The following is a 12961-nucleotide window of genomic DNA, read 5'->3' as shown; positions in this document are numbered from 1 at the left end:
TTTTGGCGCGTTTTTTTTTGATATATCATTAAACGTTCAAATAGATTTTGTAGTTAAGCAATACTAGCAGAGTTTGAATGATACATCCTGTATTTTACAGGACTCAGTCCGTTCAGTTTGATTTTTATACGTTTATTGTTGTAATAATCAATATAATTAATAATGGCTTTCTCTAATTCGTCAAGAGACTTAAATTCCTTTTCAAATCCATAAAACATTTCTGATTTCAAAATACCAAAGAAAGATTCCATCATACCGTTATCTGCACTGTTTCCTTTACGTGACATAGACGGCTTTATATCTTTACTTTCTAAAAATCGATGATAAGAATCATTCTGGTATTGCCAACCTTGGTCACTGTGGAGAATAGTATTTTCGTATTTGTCATCTGTAAATGCCTCGTTTAACATTACCTTTAGTTGATGTAAGTTAGGTGAACGAGAAAGATTGTACGCAATAATTTCACTGTTAAATCCATCTAAGACTGGTGATAAATATAGTTTCTGTTCACTACTTGGAATGGCAAACTCCGTTACATCTGTATAGCATTTTTCCATTGGTTTAGATCCTTCAAAATTACGTTGAATCAGATTATCTGATTTCTTTCCAACATCTCCTTGGTATGAATAATATTTGCGTTTACGACGAATACGGGCAATTAAACCAAGTACTTTCATTAAGCGTTGTACCTTCTTATGATTCACTTTAAAGCCACGATTTCTTAATTCTAAATGAATTCTACGGTAACCATAATTTTCCTTATGTTCGGTAAAAATGGCTTGTATTTCATCTTTAAGTTGTTGATTCTTATCTGGTTGGTTGATTTGTTTTAAATGATAATAGTATGTTGAACGAGCTAATTTAATCACCTTAAGAAGAATATCTAATGAAAACTCACTGATTAATTCTTGAACAATTTCAGTTTTTCTTCTTTCTCTTTTTCCTCCTTTTCCTCCTTCAATCGTAGTTCCCTCAACTTTTTTAGAACAGCAATTTCCGCCTTTAAGTATAGATTTTCTAATTCAAGACGTTCTAATTCTGTCATTTCTTCTTGTTTTTTCTTTGGCTTACGTCCCATTGAATTTGGTCTCCCTCTTGTTTTCTCAACAATAGTATACCCATTTTTCTTATATTGTGCTAGCCAATTCGAAAGTAAGCCACGATTCGGAAGTGCATACTCAATACATACACTTAATTGTGAACGACCTTCTAGAAGAACTTTATTCATTATTTCCTGCTTTAGTTTTGGTGAATAGTAACGATTTTTTTCTTTTTTAACAATTTCTATTCCATATTGATCAATTAATCGAACTAAGTATTTAATATTAGAATCGGCGATATTGTATTTCTTTGAAAGATTCTTTAAGCTTTCACCTTGTTTTCTTAGTTGATAAATTTCTATTTTATCTTCATAAGTTAATTTCATAAAAAACACCCCAAAAGTTAGATTTTTATGTCTAACTTTTGGGGTGCAGTACAGACAGGGGAATTTTTAGATTAAAATGAGTTGGAAAGTTTATTTAAATGGTTTACTAATTCCATAATCGTTAAATCATTATGGCAAATAAACTCTTTATTTAGGCCTTCAATGTAAAAGTTTGCAACAATAATGTCAAAATCAGTTTTATTTAAAATTTCAGTTGATAGATCAACCTTAGTCCAAGTTTCAAATATAAAGCGATTATTGCAATAATAAGAAAGAATATTCTTTAATGTAATTGGATGTGCATGGTCAAAATTACTAATAACTAATACTTTTACTGGTGGACGATTTAGTAATAATTGTACTGCAGTATCCTCACCATGAGTAAAAAGAGTATAGATTAAATGATTAATATGTTCAGGAGTATGAGTTCGGTTCATGGCTTTTAAATATTGAAGTAATTCTTCTTTCATTATTTCAAAAGCTTTAGAAAAATGTTTCTCAAAATTTAAAATTGTGCGTTGTTTTTGATTAAATAGTAGAGGGTCAGTAAAAATTTCCTGACGTTCTAAATGCACTGTATTATGCATATGCCAAATTAATTCATTACGATTATTGAAATGAATTTGCAGTTTATTTTCAATTTTTGTTAGCATTTGATCTAATAAATTACTTGAATTTTTAGCGTACGTATCTTCTCCTAAAGAATTAGAAAATTCTTCTGGGCTTAAAAATATGGTGTCTTGAATAAAAGAAATAAAGATTTGTGCTAGTAATTCTGGAGTCAAATTTAATTGAAATTTCTCTGAAAAATAAGCTAGTTTTTCTTCTATATCTGGTAACTGAGCAAATGGTGGGAATATTTCTTCAAAGAAATTCTCCGGAATAGGTACATAATGTTTATTTTTCACACGATAAATTCCAATCATAACCATCCATTTATACATATGGAATATCGCAAATCCCATTGGATAATTTGTTGGTGTATAAAAATATTTTGCAAATTCATCTAAATCATTTTCATTAAAGTCTATAAATGGCCAATACAAAAAATTATATCTCTCAGAAAAGTATTGAGCAAAAAAATAACGTATGTCAATTTCGTTTCCGGTAATTGAAACAGGTGATAACTGTATATTTATTTTAAACTTAGTTTCAATTGCCTTTTCCATTTTATTGACAATTCTATATAAATTAGTAGGAGTTGTATAAAAAGCATTACTAATTTCAGCGATACTTTCTCCTTCATGAAAAAAAATATATTCTAATAGAGTGAAATTTTGTGAGTTTGCAAAGAAATATCTATAGATATCTTCAATACTTGTTTCTTTAGCAGAATAAATTCGAATACCATTTGTGGAAGATTGGATATCAATATTTGGAAAAGCTTCTCTTAATTCAGCAATATCTTGTTTTAAAATACGCTCCGTACACATAAATTTCTCAGATAAAATCTTAATATGTGTCCATTTTCGAGTGGTAATTAAAAATTCCATTAATTCCAACTGTCTTTTTTCTTTGGAGGATAGTAATAGTCTCATATTGTCTCCTTACAATGTTTTTCATAAATGTATCATAGATAGTGAAAAAAATAAAGAATTCACTATTTACATTTCATATACATTTCATAAATGCTCTTTATAATAAGTTACAGATAAGAAATGAGAGAGGAGTTATTCCTTTGATAAAAAATGCAGTACTTTATGTTTTCAGAAAGAAAAAGAAAAGTATGATACTAATTATGATATTTAGTGTCATTTTATCTTGTATATTTGCTTGTATGAGGTTATTATCTACGACTTCCATAGTGCAGCAACAACTAAAACAAACGACCACTTCTTCATTTGAATTTAGAAAAAAAGATGGAACAAATTTTTCATTTAAACAAGTGGAAGAAATAAAAAAAGTTGCAGATAATGAGTCTTTAGAAAAACATTATCAAACAATTGCAAAATTAGAAAATCACTCAGTGGTAACTGGAGAAGAAAAAATTCAACGAGATGATATTGATGAAGACATGAAAAATGTTGTTTCGCTCAATTCTAGTAGCCAAGCGAATCGAGAAAAACTATTCTCAAGTGGAGTTTTCTCATTGTTAAAGGGAAAAATGATAGAAGCAACGGATGTTCATAAAATTATGATTCATGAAGAATTAGCTTCTAAAAATCAATTAAATCTTGGAGATACGATAACTCTTGATGTAATCCAACAAGAAACTGGAGAGAAGAAAAAAGTAGACTATGAAATTGTTGGAATTTTTTCTGGGAAAAAGCAAGAAACATATACAGGATTAACTTCTGATTTTAGTGAAAATACCGTTTTTACAGATTATGAATCATTTCGAAATGCATTTTCTAGTGGGGCGGAAGAAATTGTGACAGGATTAAATCTCTATGCTTCTTCTAGCGAAGAATTACTAAAAATGAAACAAGCAATAGAAGCTTTACCATTCAATTGGGAAGAGTTTGTAATCGAGGATCAAAAGCAAGATTTCGATGATATTTTAGAAAGTATTACAGGTCTTCAAAGTATGGTTCAGTGGATGACAGTAGGCATATTAATTGCTGGAGCGGTTGTTCTATCTTTAATGTTAATGCTAAGTGTTCGAGAAAGAATTTATGAAATTGGTATTTTATTATCGATTGGAATTCATAAAGCTTGGATTATTGGAAAATTCTTTGTTGAATTATTTTTATTGACGATTCCAGCTATTTTTGTTTCGCTTGGAGTAGGACCTATTATGGTGCATCAATTAATGAATGGATTTATATCGATGGATCAGGAACAATCTCCTTTAGGAAACATTATTTCAAAAGGAGCACAACAGGCAGTAATTAGCGTTTTTAGTCAAAGTTATGCATTATTAGCAATGGTGATTGTATTCTCACTTGCTGTAACATTAGGAATCTTTTTAATGAAAAAACCAAAAGAAATATTATCAAAAATGAGTTAGGAGAATGAACATGAGTGTATTATCAATGAATAAAGTGAGTTATCAATATAAGGAAGCACGTCAAAATGTGTTATCACAAATTGATCAAGAATTTGAAGCAGGAAAATTTTACGCGATTATTGGGAAATCGGGTTCTGGAAAATCAACATTATTATCTTTATTAGCAGCACTAGATAATCCAACAAGTGGAAAGATTTTATTTGAAGGAGAAGATATTCAAGAAAAAGGGGATAGTTATCATCGTAAACATCATATTTCCTTAGTATTCCAAAATTATAATTTAATTGATTATTTAACTCCGTTGGAAAATATTCGATTAGTTAATCCTACAGCTACAAAAGAAATTTTATTACAATTAGGATTGGAAGAAAGTCATGTAAATCGTAATGTTTTAAAATTATCAGGAGGACAACAACAAAGGGTAGCGATTGCTCGTGCGTTGGTTTCAGAGGCTCCAATTATTTTAGCGGATGAACCAACAGGAAATTTAGATGAACATACAGCTGGAGAAATTATTGATGTGCTTAAAGCATTAGCGAAAGAAAGACAAAAATGTGTTATTGTTGTCACACATAGTAAAGAAGTAGCAAATGCTGCAGATACTATATTAGAATTACGTGAAACAAAACTTCACGAAGTGAAATAAGTAGAGGGAGATAGAATAGGATGAAAAATGCATTTGCTTATATTTCAAGAAAAATCTTCAAATCATTCGTATTATTTGCTGTTGTACTATCCATGGCGACATTAAGTATGATTGGTTTATCAATGAAAGATGCAACAAATCAAGCTTCAAAAGAAGTATTTAAAAATATTACGAATAGTTTTTCAATGGAAATTAATCGTCGTGTGAATCAAGGAACACCTCGAGGTGGAGGAAACATTAAAGGAGAAGATATTAAAAAAATCTCTGAATCTCCAGATATTGAAGGAACTGTTAAACGTATTAATAGTGTAGCTGATTTAGCAGACTACGATATTATTGAAACAAAAGAAACTCAAGGAGTGTTAACACCTGATCGTATTAAGAAGTTTAAACGTGCGGTTATGTTAACTGGGGTTAACGATTCTGCGAAAGAAAATAAATTTGTTTCTGGCGCCTATCAATTGGTGGAAGGAAGTCCATTAGTAGAAAGCGATAAAAATAAAATTTTAATGCATAAAGATTTAGCTGAAAAAAATAACTTAAAAGTAGGCGATAAAATTACATTAAAATCAAATATTTATGATGCTGATAATGAAAAAGGCGCAAATGAAACAGTAGAAGTTGAAATTAAAGGACTGTTTGATGGTCATAATAAAACGAGAGTTACAGCAGCACAAGAATTATATGAAAATACTTTAGTAACCGATATTCATACAGCAGCTAAAGTTTATGGAAATACGGAAGATACAGCAGTGTATCAAGATGCGACATTTTTTGTAAAAGGAAATAAAAATCTTGATACAGTGATTAAAGATTTAGGGAAATTAGCGATTAATTGGAAATCTTATAATTTAGTGAAAAGTTCTTCTAACTTCCCAGCCCTACAACAATCAATTTCTGGGATGTATTCAATCGCAAATAAATTATTTATTGGATCTATTGCATTTGCAGGAATTACAGTAGCATTATTACTATTCTTATGGATGAATGCTCGTCAAAGAGAGATTGGTGTTCTATTATCGATTGGATTGTCAAAAATGGAAATCTTTGGACAATTTGTATGGGAGTTATTGTTCATTAGTTTACCAGCCTTTGTAGGTGCGACAGGAGTTGCTATTTTGACTGGAAAAACAGTTGGAAATCAATTGTTATCAAGTGTTACTTCAAGTATTACAAAGCAAATGGGAAAACAAGCAGCCTCAACGGGTCTAGGTGGCGGAGCTGAAGTAGATGGCTTTAATAAGACATTAACTTCGTTAGAAATGGTGATTCAACCAACAAATGTACTTTATGTAGTTGGTTTTATGATTGTGGTATTAGGCATTGCGTTAACCATTGCAAGTGTGAAGACATTTAGTAAAAATCCTAAAGAATTATTAATGGATGTGGAATAGAAGTTCAAACAAAGGGAGATAATGATGAACCTCTAGGAATCATAAACTGTAATCAAAAATGAAATAGATGAATAAAAGGAGCAGACATAGAATAAAAAAGATTCTAAGTCTGCTTATTTTTTATAAATGACAAGGACAGAAATAAGAAAATCATTTATAATTGAATAGAGAGGAGATGAACCTATGAGAATTTTAATGGTTGAAGATGAAGCACCAATTCGTGAAGGAGTCTGTGATTATTTAAGTGAATGTAATTATGAGATGATTGCTGCAAGTGATGGACAAGAAGCGATGGAATTATTTGATACTAATGAAGTTCATTTAGTGCTATTAGATATTCAATTACCGAAAAAAAATGGATTAGAAGTGCTAGAATATATTCGAAGAAAAAGTTCAATACCTGCATTAATGTTAACCGCTTTTAGTGATGAAGAATACCAATTAAAAGCTTTTAGTCAATTAGCAGATGGATATATTGAAAAACCATTTTCCTTACCTATTTTAAAAGCAAGAATTGATGCTTTAATGAAACGATATTATCCAGACACAGAAGTGTTTACGTATCAAAATACGAGTGTGAATTTCTCTAGTTATACAGCAACTCTTTCTGGTGAAAAAGTAGATATGAATGCTAAAGAAGTTGAAATTTTAAAATGTTTAGTTGATCATGAAGGACAAGCATTAAGTAGGCAACAAATTATTGATCAAGTTTGGAAAGAAACAGACGAAATTCCTTTTGATCGAGTGATTGATGTTTATATGAAGGAATTACGTAAAAAATTAGCATTAGATTGTATTATTACAATTCGTAATGTGGGATATAAATTGGAGAGACTATGAAATCATTAAAAATATTTCCAAAAATTTTAGCGACAACTTTTTTTATTTTAAGCATGTTAGTCATCGGTATTCATGTTTCGATTTATTTTATTTTTCCTAAGACTTATCTAGAAACGAAACAACAGGAGCTAAGTATCAAAGCAGACCAAATTTCGTCCAATTTAAACTTAAAAGAAGAAAGTCAAATTATGGATTTTGTGGACTTGTATTCTAAAGGAAATGATATTACTTTGATGGCAGGAGTAGGAACTGCTTCAAATGAAATTGAAATTAGTCAAGGAATACCAGCTGATTTTTCAAGTCATACAAATTCTTTAGTTATTGAAGAGCGACAAATTCAAACGAAAAATGGAGAAAATTTAAACTTACAATTTATTACAACGACTGATTTACAAAAAGAAGCTGTTTCTTTAAGTTGGAAATTTTTACCGTATACCTTGTTAGTATCCTTCGTGATGTCACTGATGATAGCTTGGATTTATGCAAAAATGTTAACGAAACAAGTTCAACAGATGAAAAAAATGATGAGAAAAATGAAACAATTAGATCGTCATGCTTTGTTAGAAGTTCAGTCGACCGATGAGATTGGTGAATTAAAATCACAAATTAATCAATTGTATATTAATTTATTACATGTGATTGATGATGTAGAAGAAAAGAATGAAATGATTCTTCAATTAGAAAAAATCAAATACGAATTTTTCCGTGGACGTTCACATGATTTAAAAACCCCTTTAGCGAGTTTAAAAATTATTTTAGAAAATATGAAATATCATGTTGGGAAATATAAAAATCGTGATTATTATATTGATGAATGTATTCAAATTGTCGATGGACTGACCGTTAAAGTAGTGGATTTATTAAGAGAATCTAAGGAAGCTCTAGGAGAAAAAGCAAAATGGATTTCTATAGAAGAAGAAATTCAAAAAGTGACTCAGGATCATCATTGGATTGCGATGAAGAGAAATTTAACGATTCATAGTCATATTGTTCCAAAGCAATTATTAATCGGACAGGAAGCTTTTAAAATGGTACTATCCAATATTTTTAGTAATGCGTATCAATATGCTAAAAGAGGATCTGTCATTCGAATAGTTTCGGATGAGAATTATTTCATAATTCAAAATGAAGTGAATGATGCCATAGAAGAAATGAATGACTTATTAGAAGAAAATCAAAAGAAAACGGGAATTGGTTTGTTAGTTGTTCAAAATTTATTAGAACATTATGGTTTTAGTTATCAGCTAGAAAAGGATAAAAAGCAAGTAACGGTTACAATAGAGTTTCCAAAAAATATGAAGTGAAAGAAGAAGTACATTTCCAAATAGAAGGAAGTGTACTTCTTTTTATGAGAATAGTTGCGTTTCCTTAAAAGAGTTAGTAAACTAATTTTATGAGAAAAGTAGGTGAGAGAATGAAAACGAGTTATGCAGTAGTCGATTTAGAAACAACAGGTCCTAAATTTGAAGAAGGTGGAAGGATTTTCCAATTTGGCTGTTCTATTATTGAACAGGGACAAATTGTTACTCAAGTAGATTTGTATATTAATCCAGAGACAACGATTCCTTATGAGATTCAACAATTAACAGGAGTCGATAAGAAAGAAGTGAAGCAAGCACCGTATTTTGATGAAATTGCCTCAACTATTTTTCAATTATTAGAAGGAAAAACATTTGTAGCGCATAATATTAGTTTTGATTATTCCTACTTAGTAGAAAGTTTTAGAGAATTAGCAGGAATTGAATGGAGTGCTCCCTGTGTAGATACTGTTCAATTAGCGCAAATTTGTTATCCGACGATTGAGAGTTATCGTCTGCAAGATTTAACGGAATTATTAGAGATTCCACATCAGCAAATTCATTCAGCAGGAAGCGATGCGTATGCAACTGCTCAATTGTTTTTAAACTGTTTAGAGGAATTAGAACAATTGCCTGCCCCTACTTTACAGCAAATGTCATTATTTGCGGATAGTTTAATGGCTGAAACAGGGCAAGTGATTCATGATTGTTGTCAAAATGCTTCATTATCTCCAAAAGAATTTATGTTTATAGAAGGATTTGCATTGAATCCTATTGTTGAAAAAGAGGAAGTTGAGAGTCAGCCACAAAAATGGAATGCATTGGAACTTTATCGTCAATTAGTAGAAAAACAGGTGATTGAATATCAACCTTTACAAGTTCAATTAATCGAATTTATGTTAGAACGATTGAATTACGGACATTCGATTAGTTGGGTAGAAGCGGAACCTGGACTGGGGAAAACGTTAGCCTATTTACTAGTATCTTTACAAGTACAGTCACAAAATCATCCGATATGGATTACAACTTCGACGATTTTACTACAACAACAATTAGTAGAACAGGAAATCAAACCATTAGAAGAAAGTTTAGGAATCTCACTTCCAATTGCAACTGTCAAAGGACAAGAGCATTATCTTTCATTGTCAGGACTAGCTGAAGTGTTAGAAAAATATGAACAATACCAAAATCAGAAAAGTGCTTTAACAGTGATTGGTTTATTAAAATGGTTAGCACATACAACTTCAGGAGATTTATCTGAATGTAATTCGTTATTTTACCATCGTGAAATATGGGAGAAAATTACTAGAAAAGAAAGACAGTTTTCTAAAATGGATTTCTATCGTAGAGCAATACGACATGCGAGAAATACTAAACTTGTTATTACAAACCAAGCGTTTTTAGTGCAATATTTAAAACAAGCTCCTCAAAGAGACCATTTTGATAAACCAATTGTGATAATGGATGAAGTACAACAATTGGAGCATGTTTTAGAAAGCCAAGAACAAAAATTATTGGAATTTGATGCATTATGGCAAATACAAATGGAGTGGAACGAATACCATTTAGAAAGTTATTTAGAAATGTCGAGTACTCAAGAGCACCAATCCAGACAAATCAATAGGAGATTACTTGAGATTTGTGACTTATATGAAGAATGGATGCAAATGATTCGAAAAGAAAGTTATCCTACTTCAGTGATATTGCTTTCTGCAGAAGAATGGGAGAAGAGTATTCATCATCAAACATTAGCAGCGGTAAAATCAGCTTGTATAGATTTGTTAAAACTAACATTTGATTTTAAAGGGAATGATGAACTGGTTCAAAAAACTCATGCTTGTTTACAAAAAATTGTACAAGAAATGGTTCTCTTATTAAAACAAGAAGAGGGATATGTAGCAGTTTCATATGTATTGAAAAAAGGACAATATAGTTTACAGCTAGAAAGTATGAAATCTGCTTTAAAAATGTGGAAAGAAATTCAACCCTATATTCATCAGTATATTGGGATTTCTGCAACCATTCCAATCTTCACGCCACTATTTCATTCAATAATAAAACAAGAAGATGGGTTATTTTTACCAAAAACTTATCAAAATTTCGAACATCATATATTTATCCCTACGGATTTACCAACTCCTTCTATCATTGTGACCCCTGAAAGAGTGGATTTATTGGCGAACCAATTAGTAGATATTTATCAAAGAAAACAAGGAAGATGCCTAGTATTAGTTCATTCAATTGAAATGCTAGAGGAATTGGAGCAAGTATTATTGGAACATCCAGATATTCCTTTATTAGTTCAACGAACCAATCAGTCGAGCAGAAAGGTTCAGCGGAAATTTCAACAACAAGAATCTGTCTTATTATTAGGCGTGTATAGTTTTTGGGAAGGCTTTGATAGTGGGGAGGTATCCATTGATCAATTAATTATTCCAAAATTACCTTTTCCAAATCCAACACAATTACAGCAAAGAGTCATTGCTGAGGAAATGAAATTACAAAATCGTCATTATTTCCAAGATTATGCCTTGGAAAAAATGTTACAACAATTTTATCAAGGGTTAGGAAGAATGAACCGTCCTCATCAAGAGAAGGCAGAAATATGGATTTTAGATACACGTTCTATCAATTCTCCTTATGCGAATCGAGTGATGCAATGTATTCCAAATCGAGTAAAGGTTTATTCTCAAACTTTTAGAAAATTAATTCATAAAACAATTAAAGAATAGAAAAACAAAAAACGGCAGTCAAAATGAAGTGATCCTAAAAAGTTAGATTTTTTATGTCTAACTTTTGGGATGCAGTAAAAACGGCTGTCGTTTTTATCGTTCATGTAAAGTTCATTAAAAAGTTAAAAACAAAACAATATTATAGTTTAATTTGTGATAAATAAGAGTATAATAGGAAATAATCAGTGAATTTTATTTCAAACTGATGAGAAGCAAGTTCCTATTAACCTAAAAAGGAGAATGATAATGAAAGTTCTATTTATCGCTGCAGAAGCATCCCCTTTTGTAAAAATTGGCGGATTAGGAGATGTGATTGGATCACTTCCTAAAGCATTAAAAGCCGAAGGAGTAGAAGCAAGAGTAGTGTTACCACTTTACTCAAGTATCAATCGTGAAAAATTTCCTTTACTATATAAAAAACATATTTTTGTGCAATTAGGCTGGAGACATGCTTATTGTGGTATTTTTGAGTGTAATATTGATGGAATTACTTATTATTTCATTGATAATGAACAGTATTTTAATCGCTCAATGGTTTATGGACAAGAAGATGATGGTGAACGTTTTGCATTCTTTTCAAAAGCTGCATTAGAAATTTTACCTCATATTGATTATCGACCTAATATTATTAATGCGAATGATTGGCATACAGCACTATCCATTATTTATTTAGATGATTTCAAATCACGAGGGATGGAATTTTATCAAGGAATACAAACAGTATTTTCAATTCATAATATTGAATTTCAAGGAAAATTTAATCCGTATATTATGGGAGATTTATTTGGATTAGATAATAAGTATTTTGACGCATTGATTTATAATGGTGATTTGAATTTATTAAAAGGAGCCATTCAATTAGCAAATCGTGTGAATACAGTCAGTCAAACTTATGCAAAAGAAATTTTAAATCCATATTTTTCATACGGTTTGGATAAAATTTTGCAAGTGGAGCAAGGAAAATTAGTAGGAATTGTGAATGGATTAGATACAGATACATTTAATCCAGAAACTGATGTTCATTTAGAAAAAAATTATTCGTTGTCCTCTATTACTAAAAAAGTAGAAAATAAATTAGCCTTTCAAAGACAAATGGACTTAGAAGAAAATCCTCATAAGATGATGGTAGGAATGGTTACAAGATTAACGCATCAAAAAGGAATTGATTTAGTATTAGATGTAGCAGACCAATTGCTAGACTTAGGGATTCAATTGGTGGTTTTAGGAACAGGTGATGCACACTATGAATCAGCCTTACGCTCATTAGAATATCGTAGACATGATGTTGTTAGAAGTTTAATCATGTTCTCAAGTGAAATGTCTTCGAAAGTCTATGCTTCTTGTGATGCCTTTTTAATGCCTTCTAAGACTGAACCATGTGGGTTATCACAACTAATTTCTATGCGTTATGGAACAGTTCCAATTGTTCATCGTGTAGGTGGATTATACGATACTGTTCAACCATTTGATGGAGTTCATGGAACAGGATTTACATTTGAAAGTTTTAATTCTGGAGATTTATTAGATGCAGTAAGACGGACAAAAGAAGTTTATGATTACCAAAAAGAAAACTGGGCTTCGATTGTATCTCAAGCAATGAGTAAAGATGTTAGTTGGAATCAGTCCGCGAAGCAATATGTTTCATTATATCAATCAATTTTATAAAAAGGGTTAA

9 protein-coding genes are annotated in these 12961 nt (G+C 30.7%); 7 read left to right on the top strand and 2 right to left on the bottom strand.

The window, feature by feature from the left end:
- Positions 1–53: 53 nt before the first annotated feature.
- Together RWO76_RS03740 and RWO76_RS03735 are read right to left on the bottom strand one after the other, a co-directional pair.
- Positions 54–1426 (bottom strand): IS3 family transposase gene (locus RWO76_RS03740; RefSeq protein WP_314354364.1). Its coding sequence is split into 2 segments (ribosomal slippage): positions 54–985 and positions 985–1426, totalling 1374 coding nucleotides; the frame shifts between segments, so codons are not numbered across the junction.
- Positions 1427–1497: 71 nt separating this feature from the next.
- Positions 1498–2964: a M protein trans-acting positive regulator PRD domain-containing protein gene (locus RWO76_RS03735; protein WP_314354363.1), complete on the bottom strand. Its 1467-nt coding sequence runs from the start codon at positions 2962–2964 to the stop codon at positions 1498–1500.
- A 140-nt stretch (positions 2965–3104) separates the two neighbouring features.
- On the opposite strand from RWO76_RS03735, the gene RWO76_RS03730 reads away from it, so the two are divergent.
- The 7 genes from RWO76_RS03730 to glgA all read left to right on the top strand — a co-directional run bounded on the left by RWO76_RS03730 (position 3105) and on the right by glgA (position 12951).
- Positions 3105–4376 carry an ABC transporter permease gene (locus RWO76_RS03730; RefSeq protein ID WP_314354362.1) on the top strand — a complete coding sequence of 424 codons (1272 nt, stop codon included), beginning with the start codon at positions 3105–3107 and terminating at the stop codon, positions 4374–4376.
- Positions 4377–4386: 10 nt separating this feature from the next.
- Positions 4387–5022: an ABC transporter ATP-binding protein gene (locus RWO76_RS03725; RefSeq protein ID WP_314354361.1), complete on the top strand. Its 636-nt coding sequence runs from the start codon at positions 4387–4389 to the stop codon at positions 5020–5022.
- A gap of 20 nt (positions 5023–5042) precedes the next feature.
- Positions 5043–6416, top strand: a complete 1374-nt coding sequence (locus RWO76_RS03720) for an FtsX-like permease family protein (protein WP_314354360.1) — start codon at positions 5043–5045, stop codon at positions 6414–6416.
- Positions 6417–6599: 183 nt separating this feature from the next.
- Complete coding sequence (locus RWO76_RS03715; protein ID WP_314354359.1) at positions 6600–7256, top strand: response regulator transcription factor; 657 nt, start codon at positions 6600–6602, stop codon at positions 7254–7256.
- Positions 7253–8560, top strand: a complete 1308-nt coding sequence (locus RWO76_RS03710) for a HAMP domain-containing sensor histidine kinase (protein WP_314354358.1) — start codon at positions 7253–7255, stop codon at positions 8558–8560. Before RWO76_RS03715 ends, RWO76_RS03710 begins: the two co-directional genes overlap by 4 nt.
- A 110-nt stretch (positions 8561–8670) precedes the next feature.
- The gene (locus tag RWO76_RS03705; protein ID WP_314354357.1) at positions 8671–11286 is read left to right on the top strand and encodes a helicase C-terminal domain-containing protein; all 2616 of its coding nucleotides are present in this window, start codon (positions 8671–8673) and stop codon (positions 11284–11286) included.
- Positions 11287–11532: 246 nt separating this feature from the next.
- Positions 11533–12951 carry a glycogen synthase GlgA gene (glgA, locus tag RWO76_RS03700; RefSeq protein ID WP_314354356.1) on the top strand — a complete coding sequence of 473 codons (1419 nt, stop codon included), beginning with the start codon at positions 11533–11535 and terminating at the stop codon, positions 12949–12951.
- Positions 12952–12961: the final 10 nt, after the last annotated feature.

Origin of the sequence: uncultured Granulicatella sp. (genome assembly GCF_963521425.1) — a bacterium.
Taxonomy (GTDB): domain Bacteria; phylum Bacillota; class Bacilli; order Lactobacillales; family Aerococcaceae; genus Granulicatella.
The sequence above is the reverse complement of the archived record's forward strand: the minus strand, read 5'-3'. Positions and strand labels throughout refer to the sequence as shown.

What these genes read in the sequence shown, in the direction of transcription:
- RWO76_RS03705 (WP_314354357.1), top strand. Translation starts at nt 8,671, where the DNA reads ATGAAAACGAGTTATGCAGTAGTCGATTTAGAAACAACAGGTCCTAAA.
- glgA (WP_314354356.1), top strand. Translation starts at nt 11,533, where the DNA reads ATGAAAGTTCTATTTATCGCTGCAGAAGCATCCCCTTTTGTAAAAATT.
- RWO76_RS03720 (WP_314354360.1), top strand. Translation starts at nt 5,043, where the DNA reads ATGAAAAATGCATTTGCTTATATTTCAAGAAAAATCTTCAAATCATTC.
- RWO76_RS03725 (WP_314354361.1), top strand. Translation starts at nt 4,387, where the DNA reads ATGAGTGTATTATCAATGAATAAAGTGAGTTATCAATATAAGGAAGCA.
- RWO76_RS03715 (WP_314354359.1), top strand. Translation starts at nt 6,600, where the DNA reads ATGAGAATTTTAATGGTTGAAGATGAAGCACCAATTCGTGAAGGAGTC.
- RWO76_RS03710 (WP_314354358.1), top strand. Translation starts at nt 7,253, where the DNA reads ATGAAATCATTAAAAATATTTCCAAAAATTTTAGCGACAACTTTTTTT.
- RWO76_RS03735 (WP_314354363.1), bottom strand. Translation starts at nt 2,964, where the DNA reads ATGAGACTATTACTATCCTCCAAAGAAAAAAGACAGTTGGAATTAATG.